The following is a 20,715-nucleotide window of genomic DNA, read 5'->3' on the forward strand; positions in this document are numbered from 1 at the left end:
GTTTAAAAAGTTATCGCTTCATAGGCTTAAATCGTTTAGAATTGCCAACGATCAGCTTTAACAAATTGAATGCGTTATAAATTTGTTCGTTGATTTTGGATTTTGCTAAGAAACAAGAACAATAATTTACAATTTTATAAATGAAAGAGATTTGACATGAAAAAAAGTACACTAGCTATTGGTATTATTGCAGTATTAGGCATTGGATATGTCGGCACATCATGGTATACAGGAAATGTAATTGAAAATAATTTCGACAACAAAATTGCTGAAATTACGAAAAATTTCAACAACTCTCAAGAAATGTTCAATGTCGTTATCACCCATAATCAACCGGAAAAAGGCCTCTTTTCAACTAAGATGCATATGAATGTAATGCTAACGTCATTAGATGATGGCAGTAGCGTTAAATTATATGATGATAATATCACGATTCATCATGGACCTTTCCCTGTTGCTGCGTTAAGCAAAGGTACTTTTTTGCCACAAATGGCTTGGGTAGAATTTGAACCTACTGAACAAACATCGCCAGAAGTTTGGAAGATTGCTGGTAATAAGCCTTTTTACAAAGGTCATTTGGGTATTACTTATGGCGAATTTTTAACATTACAATTGGTCTCTAGCGCAATCAATCTATCTTCAGATGTCATTCCAGCAATCCCTAGTGGAAACTCACTGGCATTTAGTAGCGGTGAAATAACGGTTAAAGGCAATTCTGATTTATCTGATTTGCAAGTCAATACAAAGTTAGATGACCTGGATGTCACCATTAGTGACAGTAATGGTAAAAATAACATTAAAGTCGACGGTTGGAGTTTATCTATTCAGCCAGAAAACCATCAAAATTTTCTATTTGAATTTAAAGTTGATGAGGTAAAAGTCACTGCATTTAATAGCATCCCTTTACTGAAAATACATAATTTTACTCAAAAAGGTACGTTTAACTTACTTGAAAAGCACCAAGATGTAACAGCAAGTATTGATAAAATTGAAGTCGATCCGCGTCCATTAACGATGGGACAAATCGCAAACTTTTCTATCAGTGATTTACAATTAAAGCAAAAAACACAAATTGATGATAAGGAAAGAGTCAATGGCTCATTGTTATTGAAAGTAGGTTCTTCAACATATGGAAAACAAAACTTAGGTGATCTTACTTTTGACTTCAGTGTTAAAAATCTATCTAAAGAATTTGATAGAAATCGTTATTCTACTGCCATTGGTTCAGAAATTACTGTCAATGAGATTAGTTTGCACAATGAAGCAGGTGTTGCAAAAATAAGTGGCTTATTTAAAGCAGCTGATGAAGTGGATGAAGAAGATCTAGATATTAATAACATACTAAATTGGGATACAGTTAAAGGACAACTTGAAATCCCTTTCAGTGTAATAGCATTAGTGAAAACACAAATAGAATCGCCTAATGATGAGAAAATATCACAAAATAAAGTTGATATGAACCGAATGCAGGTAGCAACTATGGCTAAAATGGCTTTCGCTGATAATCCTATGTTTAAAGTTGATGACAATGGTATTTCAAGTAATATATCAATTATAAAAGATCAAGAGTATAAGTTGAATGGTAAAACATTTACTAAAGAAGAATTAGAAGCATTAACGAGTCAATGACTCCATTAAACGCCGTACCTCAATTTATTCACTCGTCAATTCCACTAGCTTAGCTAGTGGAATATTATTTTTAATTTATCAACATTGAAACATCCCTATGAATACTCAACCTTCGTCGTTAGATCAAAATCAATTTAAACGGACCATGAAGACAAGGCATCTGATAATGCTGTCACTAGGTGGGGTCATTGGTACAGGACTCTTTTTTAATACGGGTTATATCATTGCCACTGCCGGCGCAATAGGGGCAATTATTGCTTATTTAATTGGCGCTTTAGTGGTCTATTTAGTCATGTTATGTTTAGGTGAACTTGCCGTTGCCATGCCTGAAACGGGTGCTTTTCATACTTACGCTTCACGCTTTATCAGTCCCGCTACGGGATATACGGTTGCTTGGCTTTATTGGCTCACTTGGACAGTTGCGCTAGGCTCGAGTCTGACTGCTGCCGGCTTATGTATGCAATATTGGTTCCCGCAGGTTTCGGTATGGATCTGGTGCTTAATTTTTTGTATCGTTATATTTACGTTAAATATTATTAGCTCACAATTTTTTGCCGAAAGTGAATTTTGGTTTTCAATCATTAAAGTTATCACCATTATTGTTTTTATTATCGCAGGTAGCGCTGCAATCTTTGGTTTTATTCCAATGAAGAACAACATGCCAGCCCCATTTTTACATCATATTACTGAAAATGGTTGGTTCCCTAACGGTATCACCCCAATTATTATGACAATGGTCACCGTTAACTTTGCTTTTTCTGGAACAGAACTTATTGGCATTGCCGCCGGTGAGACACATCATCCGGAAAAAACGATTCCATTAGCGATAAAAACAACGATTTTACGACTGATAATTTTCTTTGTTGGCACCATTTTTGTGCTGGCCGCTTTACTCCCGATGAATCAAGCAGGAGTAATAAAAAGCCCTTTTGTTGAGGTATTTGAAAATATTGGTTTACCTTATGCCGCAGATATCTATAACTTTGTTATTATCACCGCTATTTTATCCGCCGCTAATTCGGGACTTTATGCCTCTGGTCGAATGTTATGGTCTCTGTCAAATCAAGGGACTTTACCTAAGTGTTTTAGCCGGCTCACTGGCAACGGTATTCCAACTATGGCAATTATAGTCAGTATGTTAGGGGGATTATTAGCACTCTTTTCCAGTGTGATTGCGCCCGACACGGTATTTGTTGCGCTAACGGCGATCTCTGGATTTGCGGTCGTTGCTGTTTGGCTGAGTATCTGCGCTTCTCATTACTTTTTTAGGAAGCAACTCACTGATGCTCAAGTTAAATCGTTAAAATATAAAGCACCATTTTATCCATTCGTTCCCATTTTGGGCTTTATACTTTGTTTAGTTGCTTGTGTCGGATTAGCGTTCGATCCGAATCAGCGCATCGCGTTATATTGTGGTATTCCTTTTGTCATTTTCTGCTTTATTGCGCACCATTTTACTCAAGTCTATCAAAAACGAGCAGTTAAAAATGAAATGTAATAACCTAATTGACCAACTATTAAAACAGAAAAAATATATTATCATCGACGGCGCTTTAGCAAGTGAGCTACAACGCCGAGGATGCGATCTTAATGATAGCCTTTGGTCAGCCAAAGTGCTCATTGAACAACCGGAACTTATCAGCCAAGTCCATTATGATTACTTTAAAGCCGGCGCCGATTGTGCCATTACAGCCAGCTATCAAGCTTCACCGCAAGGCTTTGCACAAAAAGGTATTGATTTAACAACATCCACTGCCTTAATTAAAAAAAGCGTTGAGCTTGCTAAACAAGCAAAACAACGCTATTTAAATGAAACGGGGCTCAATAAACCACTCATTATCGCCGGCTCTGTCGGCCCTTATGGTGCCTATTTGGCAAATGGTTCCGAATATACTGGCGATTATCAACTTAGCGAAGCGGCTTTTATTGATTTTCATATTGAGCGAATAACCGCCTTAATTGAAGCGCAGGTTGATATGTTGGCATGTGAAACACTGCCTTCATTTGCTGAAATTAAAGCTTTAGCCAAACTTATCACTAATTTTCCGGCGATTAGCTGTTGGTTTTCTCTAACGTTAAAAGATGAACATCATCTCAGTGACGGCACCCCATTAACTGAGGTTATCGAATTTTTAAATGGTTGTGATCAAATTGTCAGTATTGGTATTAACTGTATTGCGCTGGAAAAAGTCACCCCTGCCCTTGAAGTATTAAGCACACTGACTCAAAAACCATTAATTATCTACCCTAATTCGGGTGAACAGTATGATCCAACAACTAAACAATGGCATGCAAACCATAGCCATAATTGCACTTTTAGCAATCAATTACCCCGCTGGATAGAATTGGGTGCCAAATTGATCGGTGGCTGCTGTCAAACAACGCCGGATGATATTGCCCAAATAGCCCGATTATTAAAAGATAAAATGTAACCGCTTTTTGACAAGAAGTTTCAGAAAATGTATATGTTTAAGTATAAAGCTTTTTTATATAATAGACCTATTAAGAATCTATCCCAGTACCATACATAAACATTAATACCTTCTTGTCAAAAAGTTTCAGAAAATGTATATGTTTGAGTATAAAGCTTTTTTATATAGTAAACTGATTAAGAATCTATTCTAGTACCAGACATAAACACTCATAGCTTCTTGTCAAAAACTTTCAGAAAATGTATATGTTTAAGTATAAAGCTTTTTATATAGTAGACCTATTAAGAATCTATCCCCTTACCTTGCATAAACACCAATATTTCTCGTCAAGAACTTTCAGAAAATGTATATGTTTAAGTATAAAACATATCAAATACTGACTAATACACTATTTGATATGTTTTTATTATGTGACGTTATTCAATATTGGCATGCCTTGACTTCATCAGTTCAGGCGATTGATGTAACAGCCCCATTAATCGATAAATCACGCTATCATAAATCAGTAATGCTAGTTGTTCAAAAGTACTGCCCATGGGTTGGGTAAAATGGGATAATTCAATCTTGACAGTCACACAGCTATCGGCCAGCTTCGCCAATGTTGAGTTGGCATTACCGGTTAGAATAATGACTTTCACTCCCAGCTTTTGCGCCTGTTTGGCATAAGCAATTAAACTTGCGGTTTCACCGGAATGGGAACCCAGTATCAGCACATCATCCCCATTGGCTTTGGGCTTACTGATTTCGTTAATCACACTTACTGACAATCCTAAATGCATTAAGCGATTGGCAAAAGCACTAATCATTAGACCCGATCGCCCCGTTCCGGCTAAAAAAATGTGATTGGCAGCAATAATAGCATCACAAAATTGATTTAACTGATTTTGCTCAATATGATCAATCTGTGCAGTAATTTCATCTAATATATTGTTAAGTATGGTTTTAATTTGCATATTTTATCCTTGTGCCATGATTGCGGTTAACTTAGCAATATTGTTTTGGATATCATTGTTTTTGAAAATAAAGCCACCGGATACAATGTTTGTCGCACCGGCTTGTAAACAGTCTGATAAATTTGCATCGGTAATATTACCGTCGACTTGAATATCGTAATGGTAATTATGCTTAATCTTTTCCGATTGCAATTGAGCCATTTTCGCCAGCGTGAAGGGTAAAAAACGCTCTCCCTTTTGTCCCGGATTAACGCTCATCACTAATACACGATCAACAATCGGCAATAACAGTTTTAGTGCGGCGACCGGTGTTGACGGATTGATCGCAATGCCAACTTTAATCCCATAACTGATAATTTTGTCGATTACAAAAGCGTGGTGAACAGTTGATTCAAAATGAAAGGTCAAAATATCAGGTTTAACGGCAATAAAATCCATAATCGATAGTTCCGGTTTTTCAATCATCAAATGACAATCGACCTTAAAGTGAGTATGTTTTTTTAAACTTGCTATAAATTCGCTATTAAAACCTAAGTTTGGCACATAGTGATTATCCATAATATCTATATGCACATCACTTATCCCACAGCTTTGTAAGGTGGATAAGGTGTCTTTAATCAGATAGAGATCGGAATTAAATAATGAGGGTGACAACAACATAATGACTCCTTATTTAAAGCCCCATAAGCATCAAATTTACTGTACGTTGCCTTGCTCGCAACGTATCCCAATCGACAAAGTAAATTCGTCCAAGTGAGCCAAGTAACGGCTTGCCATTTTTGACGATAATAACCAATGAACAGCTACCAAATAATGAGGATTTAATATGGGCATCGGTATTTAGCATTACCCATTTTTCGGCAGGATAATGGGGGTTATTTAAACTTAAACCAAAGGCAATATGTTTTGGTCCCGGGCTGTTATACTGGTTTTCACTGGTCATTTTGGGCACTATTTTTTCTAAAATATTATTAATGTCCACATGTAAAAGCTCGTCCCCATAAAAGTTGGTGTCATGCATTGACTCTTCAAAAAATAAAGAACAAGTGGTGTGCGTTGTGGCAATGGTTAATTGCCCGTTTTGGATATTAGCGTGTTGCATAAACTGATCGAGTGCATTACTAATATCATGATAAGAGTGCCGACCAGCTACTGTACTGATCGTTAAAGTATGATGATAGATTTTCATTTTTGACGCTCTGCTCTCTCCTCCCCCGTTTTTAATCACTCTGCGTTATATGCCGCAAGTTGAGTTAACCAAAACAGAGTAATATTAACGAGGGAATTAATCTGATAAATAGTGCTAAACCGCTAAACGTTTGCTTAACTCTGCAAAAAACTCATCTAGCCCGACACCAGTTAATAGAGGTAACCCATTTAGCACTTTATCTTTTATCGACTCAGGAACAATGGTTGTGCTGACAACGACATCATAAGCGTCAATTTTGTTAAGTTCATCGGCAATTTTGGATTGATAAATAGTGACATCATTTAAGCGGTTTTCATCCGCCAACCACTTGTTTACCTTACTGACTGCTATCGTTGATGTGGCATGCCCTGCTCCGCACATTATTAATAGTTTTTTCATCGTTTGTTTTCCTTTTAATACATTTCAATTTTTTTGATTTTGTTGATATAGATAAGTAGACATAAGATCACAAGCGCTAAGCCTATTAATCCTAAATAACCCAAATAATTTAGTAACAGTACAAATAAGGTAACTGGCCATAATCCACATAAGATAACGCTAACGGTGCCAGCCATACCCACATCGTAATTAGCTAAATGAAAAACGTCGGTAATAATCGGCGCTAACCAAGTTGACATATACAGGCATATCACTAAATAGATTGTTCCGCCCAAAATTGAACGGACAATATTGCCTTTGAAAAAAGGGACCATTAGGCAGATGCCAAAAGCGTAAAAAGCTAAATCACCAAAGGGTAATACTTTGTTGCCTGGTAAAATTAACGCCAGCAGTAATGAGACCGGCACCATAATTAAAGCGGTTGCCATAACGGCAGGATGACCGACTGTTAATGCGGCGTCCATACCGATGTTAACCTGTTTTCCATTGAGTTTTTTTCGGGTAAATTCACGAGCGGCATCGGCAACCGGTAGTAAGCCTTCCATAAACATGGCAACCATTTTGGGCATGATTTTCATAATGGCTGCCGTTGAGATCCCTAATTGACCAATTTTAGGGACATCATAGCCTGCCAATATACCGACGACTAAGCCGATGATTAATCCAATTACAACCGTATCACCAAAAATACCAAATTTTTTGGTTAATGTTTCTGAATCGGCATTGAGCTGATTTAATCCAGGGATGCGGTCAAATAACCAATTGAGTGGAATGGCGACAATTGCGCCGGATAATGCCATTAAATGGGTGATTGCAATGCCGGGATAACCAAAAAACGAGCTAATCGGTTTTTGCAGTAAATCAGCTAACAACCATTGCAACATCACCGCAGTAACAGCGCCGATTATCCCGATCCAATATTCACCTGTGACCGCATAAGCAACCAACCCTAAGAAAATAGCAAACCAGAAGTTCCAGATATCAACATTTAATGTCCGTGTCCAGCCTAAGGATATAAATAAGAAATTGATCACAAGTGAGGCCGGTATAAGTAATAATCCCAGTGTCGTTGAAAACGCCAATGGTCCGCCAACACCACAGCCAATATCCATTATGCTTAATGATGTGCCATATTGTTCACCCATTTTTTGAATGGCGATCCCTAAGGTATCTGACAATAATGAAATCACTAAACCTAATCCAACAATACCAATACCGACCGTGATGCCCGACATTAACGCTTTGGAAAAACTGACCCGAAAAAAAAGACCAATGACAAAAATAATGATAGGTAAAAAAACTACCCCACCAAGATTAATTAACCATTGAAAAATGCTAGTTACACTCTCCATTTGTACCTCCTTGAATAAAAGAAAAGGCGCATTAGTTCACGCCTGCTTGATCTAAAATAGCGATAAATTCGTTAACGCAATGACATGTTGTTAAGCGGGCTATTTGTTGTTCATTTTGGAATAAAGCGATTAAGTTCTGTAAGTTTTCAACTTGTTCATGGGGTTGTTTCATTGCCAGCATAAAAATAAATTTGACGGCAACTTTCTCCTGCTCATTTGTCATGGCTGAAAACATAATCGGGTGTTTTAATGATGCAAAACAGATTTGCGATTGATTAACTTTTGATGAATCGGTATGCGGCAGAGCAAAACCAGTTGAGTTAACCAATAATCCGGTAGGGTATTGTTGTTCTCTTTGTAAAATTCCGGCTAAAAAATCCTGTTTTACCATGCCGTGCACGTATAACATTTGTGCCATGGTAGTTAAGATCTCTTGCTGATTTGTTGCCTCAATATCAAATAGGCATAACTGTTTATCAAAGTACATCTTTCATTCCTCTTTGATTATCCAAAAATTGTTTTAGTTGTTTAAAATTCGTGATATTTTTTAGCCTCGATATCGCCGCTTTATTTGACACAATCTGATAAATCTCAGTAAAAACATCATTGATATTACTAATATTTTGCTCGCAAAGGCTGACCATAATAATGACGCTTATATCGATCATTCCCCACTTAATTGGTTTACTTAAGGTCATAATTGCGATGCTCGAACGGCAAACAAACATCGGGGAGCCATGGGGTAAAGCAATATCCTTTTCAATAGAGGTATCGCCAATCTGTTCACGCTGGAGTACTGATTGCCGATAACGATCTGTGACATAGCCGTTATCTTCAAGCAGGGTGATTAATTGATTAAGGCAATCGCTTTTGTGATGAATATCAACTTGAAGTTGTATTAAATCCGGCATGATAAATTTTGCTATTGCGGGATAGTGACCTATCTGATCGGCAAAATTGTTGGGGCGATTAAGCACATAATCCGCATAAGCTTGCATTATCTTTTGATAATCATGAGTATTTAATAGTGATGATATTTTCACTATCGGTTTATTAACATTATGAATATCGAGCGTAGTAATAATTAAATCGACATTGGTTAAATCGGTCGAGGCTAATTTTGACACGGAAAAAACTTCGATATTATCCTTTGACGGTAATAATTTACGCACTTTGCTCAGCACTAAATTAGACGAAGCGCAACCATATTGGCAGATAATCACAATATTGTTAGCGTCAGCGGCTTTGTCTAAGGCAATTTGAAAATGGATCAATAAAAAAGATATTTCATGATCATTAAGGCGAATATCAAATTTGCGCTCTAAGTCCGATAACGCATACCAAAGCACACTAAATAGCGTTGAGTACTCTTGTTTTATCTCATTTAGCAATGGATTATTTACTCTGATCTGTCTTTGCATACGAGTGATCATGGGTGGAAAGTGAGATAACAATGAGTGAAATAATTTGCTATCCTTGCTCAGATCAACCCCCTCAATATCGCTAATTTTTTTGATAATTTGCCTAACGGTTTGTTCATAAAAGCTGTTATCAACTTTGAGTGATTCATCAAAAATACGGTGCGCAAAAAAGAGTTTACTTAGATATTTGATATCATTGGTTGCAAAGTTAACGACAAAAGTCGTTTCGAACTGTTTAGTCAGATCAACTGCAATCAAATAAGATTGCATATAGCGGATGTGGTTAAATAAGAAATCTTCTTGCTCATCAATGGTAAAACCTAATTTGAGCCTTTTTAATAAAATGGTTATCGCAATAAGCAAAGAGGATAGATAGTATTCTGATGTTTGTTGAACTAACGATTCATCGTGGTTAAGTAGTATCTGGCTAATTTGCTCAAAGGACTTATCGCCAAATAGTGACATCATCAACTGATTGATATAAACACTGTCTTGTTTATTAACATAGCCGGAGAGAAAATATTTGATAGCTCGCTGTATTTGGCTCTCTTTACCTTGAACAATAATGCGCTTGTGGGTCACTTTAATGGTTACCCCTTCTTGTTCTAGTAAGCGATTAATAGACTCGATATCTTTATGTAACGAAGTTTTACTGACGATATAATCATTCGATAACTGCTCAAGCGAGAGGGTTTCATGATTTAAACAGCAACGTTTTACAATATCCAACCGTCGATACTCAGGCGTTAACCGGCGAGCTTTTTTATTAAAATACCCATGGGTATTGTGTTGCTCAAGGTAACAAATTATTGGTTCAATTGGCTGTTTTTTACCGACTAAAATAAGCCCTTTGCGTGGTGATTTTTCAATAAAAATTTCAGTATTAAAGGCTTTTGCTAACTGCTGATTTAGCTTTTCAACATCTGCATAAATGGTTTTGGTTGAAATTGATAATTTTGCGCTAAAATAGATTGCGGGTTTAAATGCCGATTCATTAAAAAGTAGCTTAAGTAAATCGATTTGCCTGTCCATTCCCCCACTCCCTTTTATCTCTGTTGTTGCAATATTTTTTCTGACTGATTAGTAAAAAGTATAATGAGTTGAATAAATAAGGCGATGACATTTTTTTCCGCATTAATATGGAAGCAAATGTCATAATTAGAAGGCGGGAGCAGCTTTATGATGAGATGCGTCATCATAGATTGGCTATAATGAAATGGGTTTAAAATGGGCAGGAAATGTGTGCAAGCTTGCTTTGTTTGATCGAATAAAAAACCGCCGTAAAGCGGTTAATCATAGTATTACAGCGCAGTCGATGTTTGTTATCATCAAACAAAATAGATAAAAACCGTTAAGCTTCGCGCTAGTATTGGCTGATCATAATAGTGTATTACCCGCAAAGCGCCATTAGCTTTAAGTTTTTAAATTTGTCTATTTTTTGGTTGCCAGCACTCTTTCAACAGTATCGACTATGGCTTGTGTTTGCGAATCAATTTCGATATTGACCTTATCATCAACTTGTTTATTGCCTAGCGTTGTTATTGCTAAAGTTTCTGGAATAAGATGAATATCAAACCCATTTTGCGTCACTTCGCCAATGGTTAAACTGGCTCCGTCGATGCCGATAAAGCCTTTGTATAACACATATTTCATAAACTGTTCTGGCAAGGTTAAATGCATGGTGCAGTTGGTCGGTGTTTTTTCAATCCGTTCAATTGTTGCAGTGCAAGAGATATGCCCGGACATTATATGCCCCCCCACTTCATCACCAAATTTGGCACTACGTTCAATATTAACGTAATCATTAATCTGTTTCCTGCCTAACGTAGTTAAGGCGAGCGTTTCTTGCATGATATCAAACCAAACCGTATCATTTTCAAATTTGGTTACCGTTAAACAACAACCGTCATTAGCAATTGAAGCGCCAATTTCAATCTTAGCGGTTAACGATTTAGGTAACTTGACTTTATAAGTTCTTAATTTATCACGATCAACAATATCAATAATTTGTCCAACGCCTTGTACAATACCGGTAAACATATCTTTTATATCCTGTTTATATTGACTCTTGGCGGTTATTCTAGCCTAATGTCATGTCGATTTCCTGTTAATTCATCGGATATTTGCGATAACCAATTTAACTTGTTAATTCTTAATCAAAAATAATTCAATCGATTGAAAAGCGTGGCGACCTTGGATTAAAAGATATTCATTTTATGATGCAACTGTTATGATCATCATCCTACAATTATCTATTGAAATCAGGCTGGTTAATGATTGCCATTTAGATGCTATTGCCAATATCATTACGCCTTAAATGATTAGGAATTAATTATGCTAAAACTTATTTTAGCCATTTCAGTCGGGTCGGTCGCTGGTGGTTTGTTGCGTTGGTTTTTATCACTTAAATTTAATCTTATTGCCTTTGCGATACCTTTAGGCACGCTACTGTCAAACCTGATCGCCGGTTATATTATTGGCTTTGCCATTGCCTTTTTTAATCACGCCAATCTTTCCGCCGAATGGCGATTATTGGTCATAACCGGTTTTTGTGGCGGTTTATCCACCTTTTCTACTTTTTCTGCCGAAATTGTTAACTTTTTGCAAGAAGGCCGTTATACCTTAGGGCTGACAATGATTGCCGTTCATGTGATTGGGTCAGTTTTGATGACGTTTTTAGGAATATTGTCCTATCAAATTTTACGAACATGCTAATGACTTAATCAAAAATATTTCAAAAAATCGACATCAAGAGAGTTTACAACCTTAAAATACTGTATTAATATACACTGTATACAAATACAGTATCGAGGTTATTATGCTTATTGAACATTCAACGCCCCAATTAACGGCGATAGATTTTGAATCTCCTTTTCAACAAATTTTACAACAACAACGCCCGTTATTACGATCGTTCAATAAAGCCAAAAAATGGCAATTATGGTTATCTGATCGCCCAATGTTAAAACGGTCATGGATTAATACTGCCGGCCTTGATAAGCAAAAAGTGGTGCATTTAAGCAATTTAAAAGACGAAAGTTTAGTTGCCACTATCGAAAAAGCACTGCAAAGCAAAACTTGCAGTTATGTGGTTGCTTGCATCAACCAACTCAACGATCAAGATAAACAGCGTCTTGAGCAAGCGGTACTGTCGAGCGATACATGCTTACTTTTAGTTCACGATCAGTTGAGTGAACAACCTGTCGCCTACCATTAATTTGATCATGATAAGACAATACGCCTACTTTCATGCAGGCGTATTTGAGTCCACGGCTGAATTAATCATGCTAAGACAGTACGTCAGTAGAATAATAAATAACGTTATTACTCTACTGATCGCTTAACCTTAATTCGACCAATCAAGCCTAAAATAGATAATGCCTCTACAGCATTATCATTATTTCAAATATAACATTAGCCACCGCACGCTTTTTTTGTTTGACGTTCAATCTGTAAACACGATGAAACGATCACACTTATCGAAAAAGTGCAGTTAACAACAGCAAAACTTCGCTTGCAATTGTATGGCTAATGAACGATCGACTATCAATTGTTTTGTATTTTAAACTTTACTAATGATTGACTAAAATAACGGTTATCGTTTTGTTAAGTCATTTAAAGTAGATAAAAAATGTATGCAATAAGGTGTTTATTGCTTATTTAATGCATCTTGTCGGGCTTGATTTATGATTGCTTTAGACATCCATTGGGCAATAGATATCAGTTGTTGATTATTTAAGTTCCAAATATCTTTTAATACCATAAAGATTTCTGAACCGTAGACTACCGAAATAGCATAAACGACCTTTTGGTATAACTCTTCAGGTAATTCAAACTTTAACGGTTGCAATATAGACGGTAGTATCTCTTTACGATTACCCCGTACAAACTTTTTCTTTTGAGGTTCAACATTGCGCCGTTGATTTGCCCACTGTTGTAAAGATATTCTCAAAGCAGCACGCAAAGCGCCTTCATGTTTTAACATCTGCGGAAAGGCAAAAGCCAGAAAATCATTGACTCTTTCCTGACAATCGGATTTATCCGACTTCCAATAAAAGATAGGACCTAATGAGCATTCAACCACCGCCGCAATCAAATCACTTTGCGTCGGAAAATAACGGTAAGCTGTCGCTCTTGATATACCTGATTTATCGGCAAGTTCGGTAATGGTTAATTCACCGCCCTCCTCTAGTGCTTCCAATGCTGTGTTAATTAAACGATGAAAAGTTCGCTTTTTTGCTCCAGTATATTGTTGAAACAAAGCCATAAGATATATTCGCCTAAGAATTTTTTTTGAAGGTTTAATGTAGGTGGCGCCTATAATACTGCATTTTTTTTAAATTTTTAAAGCATATTTTTTGAAAAAAAATGAGACTTTAGTCTCATTTTATATATAATGTACCACTAACCTGGATTCGTTTGGTTAATGTTTTGAGTTCGACTTTATATCCAACAAGGAGAAATAAATGGCATTACAGGACACGATTTATTTGGTAACAACCCTTGACACCAAAGGTGAAGAGGCCGTTTTTATAAAGAATTTACTTGTACAAAAGAATCTCGTTTGTAAGTTAGTCGATATTTCAACTCTTTCACATCAATACAATCACTTCGCAGATATTTCATCCGAAACCGTCGCAAATTTTCATCCCAATGGAAAAGAAGCAATCTTTAATGCCGATAGAGGCAATGCCATTGTAGCTATGGCAAGTGCATTTAAATCATTTTTAATGGCGCAAAAGGATGTTGCTGCAATTTTAGGTCTGGGTGGTTCAGGTGGAACAGCATTAATTACCCCAGCAATGCAATCACTACCGGTCGGTGTACCAAAATTAATGGTATCAACCATGGCATCGGGTGATATTTCCGGTTACATTGGCGCCAGTGATATTGCCATGATGTACTCCGTCACCGATATTGCCGGCATAAATGTTATTTCACGTAAAGTTTTAACAAACGCCGCTAATTTTATTGCCGGCGCAGTATTATTTAAATCTCAAGAAGCCGTTGAGGATAAACCGGCTATTGGTTTGACCATGTTTGGGGTTACCACCACTTGCGTACAGTCTGTCACAGCAAAACTTCATGACAACTATGACTGTCTGGTTTTTCATGCAACCGGCAGTGGCGGTAAAGCAATGGAAAAATTGGCTGATAGCCATTTACTGCAAGGTGTGCTTGATATCACCACAACTGAAGTATGCGACCATTTATTCGACGGCGTACTCGCTTGTGATGAAGATCGCTTTGGTGCGATTGAAAGAAGCCAAGTTCCTTATATCGGATCGACCGGTGCGCTTGATATGGTCAATTTTTCAAGCCCGGATACGATACCGCAAAAATATCAAGATCGCTTATTTTATCCGCATAACCCACAAGTAACCTTGATGAGAACAACGCCGGAAGAAAACCGAAAAATGGCGAATTGGATAGCAACCAAACTCAACAAATGTCAAGGCAAAGTAACATTTATTATTCCTGAAGGTGGATTTTCAGCTTTAGATATTCAAGGTGGTGCTTTTTGGTCACCGGAAGCAAATAAGGCATTTATTGATGAATTTGAGAAGGTTTTTAATCAAACCGAAAATAGAAAATTAATTAAAGTGCCTTATCACATCAACTCACCAGAGTTTTGTGATCTTGTTATCAATGAATTTACCAATATTATGAAATAACATTTGGAGAATATATGAGTAGTAAACGTGCACAATTGCTTAAAAAATTCCATGACATGATTTCAAAAGGTCAACCTATTATTGGTGGTGGAGCAGGTACAGGATTATCAGCTAAATGTGAAGAAGCAGGTGGCATAGATCTCATCGTTATTTATAACTCCGGTCGTTATCGTATGGCTGGACGTGGTTCGTTAGCAGGGCTTTTAGCTTATGGTAATGCTAACGAAATTGTCATGGATATGGCAAAAGAAGTTTTACCCGTAGTAAAAAACACACCAGTGCTTGCTGGTGTTAATGGTACTGATCCATTTTGTATGTTTGATCAGTTTTTAGATAAATTAAAAGAAACAGGTTTTGCCGGTGTGCAAAATTTCCCAACCGTTGGACTTATCGACGGTAATTTTAGAGCTAACTTAGAAGAAACCGGCATGGGTTACGCGTTAGAAGTTGAAATGATTCGTAAAGCCCACGAAAAAGATCTTCTCACAACACCTTATGTCTTTAGTGAGCAAAATGCCATTGATATGGCAAAAGCCGGCGCTGATATTTTAGTACCTCATATGGGATTAACCACCGGTGGTAGTATTGGTGCTGAAACAGCACTTAAGCTTGCTGATTGTGTACCATTAATTAATCAATGGGCAAAAGCAGCTAAAGCGATTCGCCCGGATATTATTATCCTTTGTCATGGTGGTCCAATTGCTACCCCTGAAGATGCTCAGTATATTTTACAAAACTGTCCGGACTGTAACGGCTTTTATGGTGCTAGTTCCATGGAACGATTACCTACAGAAGTTGCTTTAAAGCAAACTACAGAACAATTTAAACTTATTCGTCGCTAACAATAATGAAGAAAGCAATAACGGCTACAGCAATGTAGCCCGTTATTTATTCCAACCCTCCCCTACTAATCTAACGCTTATCACCTTCAATTATCCTCGGTTTGCCAAAACGATTAATCTTCATTTTATTGATCGAATAAATTTAATGATTACTGACGAGAGAGTGTTTAAATAATGCGTGCTGAATTTTTTTGCTTGGTTGCCGTTTTAAGTTTATCTAGCATCGGTATGATTTTCTATGACTTATCACAATGATTATGGCGATTAAATTCACGTATAACTTTACAAGTTGTCATAATTTATGAAACAATCACTTCGTATTATCCTATTTTGACCGAGTAATAGCCATTAGTATCATTTTATACCATTATCAATTGATGTTATTTTGCTAACTTAAATATAGGAAAAATAAAGATGAAACAATATCAAACTGATCTAGCAGCACTTTTTTTACGAATTGCTTTAGGTGTTATGTTTTTGGTTCATGGTTTCACAAAATTACTGGTTTTTACCCCGTCCGGTACTTCACAATATTTTGAATCTCTTGGCTTCCCTGGCTTTACAGCCTACATTGCAATCGTGTTTGAAATTGGTGGCGGTGCGTTGTTACTGCTAGGTATTTTTACCCGTGTTATCGCTATTATCGCTGTGATTGAAATGTTGGTTATTACCTTTATCCATTATGGCAATGGTTGGCAATTTTCCAATACTGGCGGCGGCTGGGAATATCCGGCATTTATGACTATTACCGCCCTCAGTCTTGCGCTATTAGGCAATGGGCGTTATAGCGTATTAAGACATAAATATCCGCAATTGGCAGAGTAAAATCTGGTAACCAATTTTATTGATACCCTCAAATTCAATCGATAATGCTACTTAGAAGGTATATGTTTTAGGTCAAAACATATACCTTCCGCATTTTATAAATCCTGTTGTTATAATCTAAATAATTTTCAGTCAGTTTTGTTATATTTATTTCAATAATCTATCTCAATGAGTTTGCTCAGTTTTCGCAATCTCATTCAAGTATCGACCATAAGCTAGTCATACCTCAAATAAGATTACCGTGCTTTGAATAATCATGAATCTTATCAGCATCAAACTCACCCAATATCACCTCATTAACAATCGCTTTAGGCTGACTATACGACTATTACGGCAATTTGTGCAGGTATTAATAAATCCGCTGTTTAGCTATCCAACGCCATGCTCTCTTACTGAACAAGGTAGTATGGTAGGTAACTATTTTTTATTAAATTAAAAAAAATAGTTGCGAGTAAATAATTTCTGTTATATTTTGTTCACTAATTGACACAGTAAATCAAATTAATGGTTTTAATTTTATGAATTGTTTTTGCGTTTTAGTTATTAAACATCATCATCACCATCATTCCTGAATAGTCTTCGGGCGATTGGTGCTGGAAGACATTTGGTCTTCCGGTGATATCGCGAAAGCAAATAGAAAACCCTCGGAAGATCAAACTTCCGAGGGTTTTTTGTTTGTGGTTTAAAATTTTTTTGGATAAGTTGGAGAATAATATGTTGGATAATTCACGTTTACGTATAGCAATGCAAAAATCTGGGCGCTTAAGTGACGAATCGAAAAAGTTACTGGCACAATGTGGCATTAAGATTAATCTACAAGAGCAACGCTTGATTGCCTTTGCCGAAAATATGCCAATTGATATCTTGCGTGTTCGCGATGATGATATCCCCGGTTTAGTCATTGACGGCGTGGTTGATATCGGTATTGTCGGAGAAAATGTGCTTGAAGAAGAAGTACTTGATAGACAAGCTGAAGGCGAAGATCCTAAATATAAAAAATTACGTCGGTTAGATTTTGGTGGATGCCGACTATCGATTGCAGCGCCAAGAGATTTTAACTATACCGGTCCTGAATGTTTAAATAACCTACGAATCGCCACCACTTATCCTCACCTACTCCGTCGTTACCTCGCTCAATATAATGTTACCTTCAAAACCTGTTTGCTTAATGGATCGGTTGAAGTCGCACCTCGTGCCGGACTGGCGGATGTGATTTGTGATTTAGTCTCAAGTGGTGCAACGCTTGAAGCAAATGGTCTACAAGAGATCGAAATAATCTATAAATCCAAAGCATGCTTAATTCAACGTGACGGCGAGATGTCAGCGACTAAACAGGCATTAATCGACAAAGTAATGACCCGTATGCAAGGGGTGATACAAGCTCGTGAATCTAAATATATTATGCTACATGCCCCAACCGAAGTATTAGATGAGGTGGTTGCATTATTGCCGGGTGCTGAAAATCCAACAATATTGCCATTAACCGGTGAACAAAATCGAGTTGCCCTCCATATGGTAAGCTCCGAATCGCTTTTCTGGGAAACCATGGAAAAGTTAAAAGCATTAGGCGCAAGCTCAATCCTTGTGTTACCAATTGAAAAAATGATGGAGTAAAACAACTATGAAACTCTCTTACTGGCAACAATGTACTGAGCAACAACAAGCGCAGCTATTAACTCGCCCCGCTATGGCGGCTTCTGATAGCATTAGTCAAGCGGTTAGCTCCATTTTAGATCAGGTAAAACAAACTGGCGATGTCGCTTTAAAAGCGTTAAGTCAGCAGTTTGATAAAGTTGAAATCAATCAGCTAAAGCTATCTCAAGATGAGATTAAAACCGCAACCGCTCAAGTTGATCCGGCACTAAAACAGGCGATGCAATTAGCGGTGAGCAATATTAAAAAATTTCACCAAGCACAAGTTAAACCGTCGATAACGGTTGAAACGATGCCCGGCATCACCTGTCAATTAGTCACAAGACCTATCGACTCGGTGGGGCTTTACATTCCCGGTGGCTCAGCCCCACTACTCTCTACAGTATTAATGCTGGCAACCCCGGCAAGCATAGCTGGTTGCCGCAAAGTGATACTCTGCTCACCGCCACCAATTGCTAACGAAATTCTTTATGCGGCTGAGCTGTGTGGTGTGACAGAAATCTATCAATTAGGTGGCGCGCAAGCGATTGCAGCAATGGCATTTGGTACTGAAACCGTTCCGAAAGTGGACAAAATATTTGGGCCAGGCAATGCCTACGTTACCGAAGCAAAACGCCAAATTAGCCAGCGGCTTGACGGTGCGGCAATCGACATGCCGGCAGGTCCTTCAGAAGTTCTGGTTATCGCTGATAGCTCAGCTAACCCAGCATTTATTGCCGCTGACTTATTATCTCAAGCAGAACATGGCCCCGATTCGCAAGTGGTACTGCTGACGCCGGATGAAAAAATCGCACAAGCGGTATCAATCGAAGTCGACAAACAGCTAGCACAATTATCACGCCAGGCGATTGCCGAAAAAGCGTTACAAGAAAGCCGACTTATTGTCACTAAAGATTTACAGCAATGTGTTGCAATCAGTAACCGTTATGGACCTGAACATTTAATCATTCAAACCCAAAATGCCGACGAGCTTGTCGAGCAGATAACCAGTGCCGGATCGATTTTTCTAGGTGACTGGTCGCCTGAATCAGCCGGCGATTATGCATCGGGCACCAACCATGTATTACCGACTTATGGTTACACTGCTACCTACTCAAGTTTAGGATTAGCTGACTTCCAAAAACGCATGACCGTTCAAAAATTAACGCCGGAAGGCTTGCAAGCAATTGGTAATGCGGTTGAACTTATGGCGCAAGCTGAACAACTCACCGCGCATAAACAAGCGGTCACCCTTCGTTTAGCGGCATTAAATGCAACCAATCAAAAGTAGGTAAATAACATGGATATTAATCAATTAGTCAGAAAAAATGTACAAAAATTGACGCCGTATCAATCTGCTCGCCGCATTGGTGGTCAAGGCGATGTATGGCTTAATGCCAACGAATACCCTGTTGCACCTCACTTTGAATTAACCGAGCAAACATTAAACCGCTACCCGGAACCGCAACCGGAGCAAGTGATAAAGCGTTATGCGCAATATGCCGGCGTACAGTGTGAACAATTAATTGTTAGCCGTGGTGCCGATGAGGCAATAGAGTTACTGATGCGAGCGTTTTGCGAACCGGAGCAAGACAGTATTTTATACTGCCCGCCAACTTACGGTATGTATCAAGTCAGTGCTGAAACGCTAGGCATTAAAATTAAAACGGTACCGACAACATCAGACTGGCAGCTTGATTTACAAGCCATTGCGCAAAATCTTGATACCGTTAAATTAATTTACGTTTGTTCGCCAAATAATCCAACCGGTAACTTGATAAAACCGGAAGATATTAAAAGCTTGCTCAAGCTGGCAAATGATCGTGCTTTAGTGGTGATTGATGAAGCCTATATTGAGTTTACTCCTCAATCATCTGTGGTGAGTTGGCTCAACGAGTACCCAAACCTCGTGATTTTACGAACATTATCCAAAGCCTTTGCTTTAGCGGGATTGCGCTGTGGCTTTGCCATTGCTAACAAACCGGTGATCGACGCCTTACAAAAGGTGATTGCGCCTTATCCATTAGCCACGCCGGTCGCTGATATTGCCAGTCAAGCACTGAGTAAAGAAGGGATTGAGACGATGAGACAAAATGTCGAAAAGCTTAATAACCAAAAACAGACATTTATCGTGGCACTCAATAAATTATCAATAGTTGAAAAAGTTTACCCTAGCTGGTCTAACTATTTATGTGTTAAATTTCAAGAAGGTAAAGACGTATTTAAAACCTTATGGGATCAAGGCATTATTCTGCGTGATCAAAGTAAATCCACCGGACAAAATAATATGATTCGCATCTCTATTGGTACTCAAAGCGAATGTGAAGCGGTGATCACTGCACTTAAAGCGATAAACTAGGAGCAAT

20 protein-coding genes and 1 other annotated feature are annotated in these 20,715 nt (G+C 37.8%); of the genes, 11 read left to right on the forward strand and 9 right to left on the reverse strand.

Going from position 1 to position 20,715, the window contains the following annotated elements; genetic code table 11:
- Positions 1 to 156: 156 nt before the first annotated feature.
- The 3 genes from J3U37_RS08210 to mmuM all read left to right on the forward strand — a co-directional run bounded on the left by J3U37_RS08210 (position 157) and on the right by mmuM (position 4,061).
- Positions 157 to 1,629 (forward strand): YdgA family protein, encoded by a 1,473-nt coding sequence (locus J3U37_RS08210; protein WP_267374270.1) that lies wholly within the window; start codon positions 157 to 159, stop codon positions 1,627 to 1,629.
- Positions 1,630 to 1,726: 97 nt separating this feature from the next.
- Positions 1,727 to 3,127: an S-methylmethionine permease gene (gene mmuP, locus J3U37_RS08215; protein WP_220219521.1), complete on the forward strand. Its 1,401-nt coding sequence runs from the start codon at positions 1,727 to 1,729 to the stop codon at positions 3,125 to 3,127.
- A complete protein-coding gene (mmuM, locus tag J3U37_RS08220) occupies positions 3,117 to 4,061 on the forward strand; it encodes a homocysteine S-methyltransferase (protein WP_267374272.1) in 945 nt (314 codons plus the stop codon). Before mmuP ends, mmuM begins: the two co-directional genes overlap by 11 nt.
- 416 nt (positions 4,062 to 4,477) lie before the next feature.
- Here the strand turns inward: mmuM and hxlB are convergent, their stop codons facing one another.
- From hxlB to J3U37_RS08260, 8 genes are all read right to left on the reverse strand, one after another.
- Positions 4,478 to 5,014: a 6-phospho-3-hexuloisomerase gene (gene hxlB, locus J3U37_RS08225; protein WP_267374274.1), complete on the reverse strand. Its 537-nt coding sequence runs from the start codon at positions 5,012 to 5,014 to the stop codon at positions 4,478 to 4,480.
- Between the two features lie 3 nt (positions 5,015 to 5,017).
- Positions 5,018 to 5,674, reverse strand: a complete 657-nt coding sequence (locus J3U37_RS08230) for a ribulose-phosphate 3-epimerase (RefSeq protein WP_267329379.1) — start codon at positions 5,672 to 5,674, stop codon at positions 5,018 to 5,020.
- A gap of 13 nt (positions 5,675 to 5,687) precedes the next feature.
- Positions 5,688 to 6,203: a YjbQ family protein gene (locus tag J3U37_RS08235; RefSeq protein WP_267374276.1), complete on the reverse strand. Its 516-nt coding sequence runs from the start codon at positions 6,201 to 6,203 to the stop codon at positions 5,688 to 5,690.
- A 114-nt stretch (positions 6,204 to 6,317) separates the two neighbouring features.
- Positions 6,318 to 6,602: a PTS sugar transporter subunit IIB gene (locus J3U37_RS08240; protein ID WP_220219516.1), complete on the reverse strand. Its 285-nt coding sequence runs from the start codon at positions 6,600 to 6,602 to the stop codon at positions 6,318 to 6,320.
- 14 nt (positions 6,603 to 6,616) lie between these two features.
- Positions 6,617 to 7,954 (reverse strand): PTS galactitol transporter subunit IIC, encoded by a 1,338-nt coding sequence (locus J3U37_RS08245; protein WP_220219515.1) that lies wholly within the window; start codon positions 7,952 to 7,954, stop codon positions 6,617 to 6,619.
- A 31-nt stretch (positions 7,955 to 7,985) separates the two neighbouring features.
- Complete coding sequence (locus J3U37_RS08250; RefSeq protein WP_220219514.1) at positions 7,986 to 8,441, reverse strand: PTS sugar transporter subunit IIA; 456 nt, start codon at positions 8,439 to 8,441, stop codon at positions 7,986 to 7,988.
- Positions 8,431 to 10,407 (reverse strand): BglG family transcription antiterminator, encoded by a 1,977-nt coding sequence (locus tag J3U37_RS08255; RefSeq protein ID WP_267374279.1) that lies wholly within the window; start codon positions 10,405 to 10,407, stop codon positions 8,431 to 8,433. The genes J3U37_RS08250 and J3U37_RS08255 overlap by 11 nt, the downstream gene beginning before the upstream one ends.
- A gap of 399 nt (positions 10,408 to 10,806) precedes the next feature.
- Positions 10,807 to 11,415: a riboflavin synthase subunit alpha gene (locus J3U37_RS08260; RefSeq protein ID WP_267374282.1), complete on the reverse strand. Its 609-nt coding sequence runs from the start codon at positions 11,413 to 11,415 to the stop codon at positions 10,807 to 10,809.
- Between the two features lie 294 nt (positions 11,416 to 11,709).
- Between J3U37_RS08260 and crcB the strand changes: the two genes are divergently transcribed.
- Positions 11,710 to 12,090 carry a fluoride efflux transporter CrcB gene (gene crcB, locus J3U37_RS08265; protein WP_267374284.1) on the forward strand — a complete coding sequence of 127 codons (381 nt, stop codon included), beginning with the start codon at positions 11,710 to 11,712 and terminating at the stop codon, positions 12,088 to 12,090.
- A 103-nt stretch (positions 12,091 to 12,193) separates the two neighbouring features.
- Positions 12,194 to 12,592, forward strand: a complete 399-nt coding sequence (locus J3U37_RS08270; RefSeq protein ID WP_220219510.1) for a cell division inhibitor SulA — start codon at positions 12,194 to 12,196, stop codon at positions 12,590 to 12,592.
- A 432-nt stretch (positions 12,593 to 13,024) separates the two neighbouring features.
- Here the strand turns inward: J3U37_RS08270 and J3U37_RS08275 are convergent, their stop codons facing one another.
- Positions 13,025 to 13,642, reverse strand: coding sequence for a TetR/AcrR family transcriptional regulator (locus tag J3U37_RS08275; RefSeq protein WP_220219509.1), 618 nt, complete (start codon positions 13,640 to 13,642; stop codon positions 13,025 to 13,027).
- A 199-nt stretch (positions 13,643 to 13,841) separates the two neighbouring features.
- Between J3U37_RS08275 and J3U37_RS08280 the strand changes: the two genes are divergently transcribed.
- From J3U37_RS08280 to hisC, 6 genes are all read left to right on the forward strand, one after another.
- Positions 13,842 to 15,050, forward strand: coding sequence for a Tm-1-like ATP-binding domain-containing protein (locus J3U37_RS08280; protein WP_220219508.1), 1,209 nt, complete (start codon positions 13,842 to 13,844; stop codon positions 15,048 to 15,050).
- 14 nt (positions 15,051 to 15,064) lie between these two features.
- The gene (locus tag J3U37_RS08285; RefSeq protein ID WP_220219507.1) at positions 15,065 to 15,892 is read left to right on the forward strand and encodes a phosphoenolpyruvate hydrolase family protein; all 828 of its coding nucleotides are present in this window, start codon (positions 15,065 to 15,067) and stop codon (positions 15,890 to 15,892) included.
- A gap of 414 nt (positions 15,893 to 16,306) precedes the next feature.
- Positions 16,307 to 16,717 carry a DoxX family protein gene (locus J3U37_RS08290; protein ID WP_220219506.1) on the forward strand — a complete coding sequence of 137 codons (411 nt, stop codon included), beginning with the start codon at positions 16,307 to 16,309 and terminating at the stop codon, positions 16,715 to 16,717.
- 550 nt (positions 16,718 to 17,267) lie between these two features.
- Positions 17,268 to 17,393: a sequence feature (His leader region), on the forward strand.
- A 38-nt stretch (positions 17,394 to 17,431) separates the two neighbouring features.
- Complete coding sequence (gene hisG, locus J3U37_RS08295) at positions 17,432 to 18,331, forward strand: ATP phosphoribosyltransferase (protein ID WP_267329386.1); 900 nt, start codon at positions 17,432 to 17,434, stop codon at positions 18,329 to 18,331.
- Positions 18,332 to 18,338: 7 nt separating this feature from the next.
- Positions 18,339 to 19,640 (forward strand): histidinol dehydrogenase, encoded by a 1,302-nt coding sequence (gene hisD, locus J3U37_RS08300; RefSeq protein WP_267374286.1) that lies wholly within the window; start codon positions 18,339 to 18,341, stop codon positions 19,638 to 19,640.
- Between the two features lie 9 nt (positions 19,641 to 19,649).
- Positions 19,650 to 20,708 (forward strand): histidinol-phosphate transaminase, encoded by a 1,059-nt coding sequence (gene hisC, locus J3U37_RS08305; protein WP_267374288.1) that lies wholly within the window; start codon positions 19,650 to 19,652, stop codon positions 20,706 to 20,708.
- Positions 20,709 to 20,715 lie beyond the last annotated feature (7 nt).

Source organism: Gilliamella sp. B3172, from assembly GCF_026536465.1.
Classification (GTDB): Bacteria; Pseudomonadota; Gammaproteobacteria; order Enterobacterales; family Orbaceae; genus Gilliamella.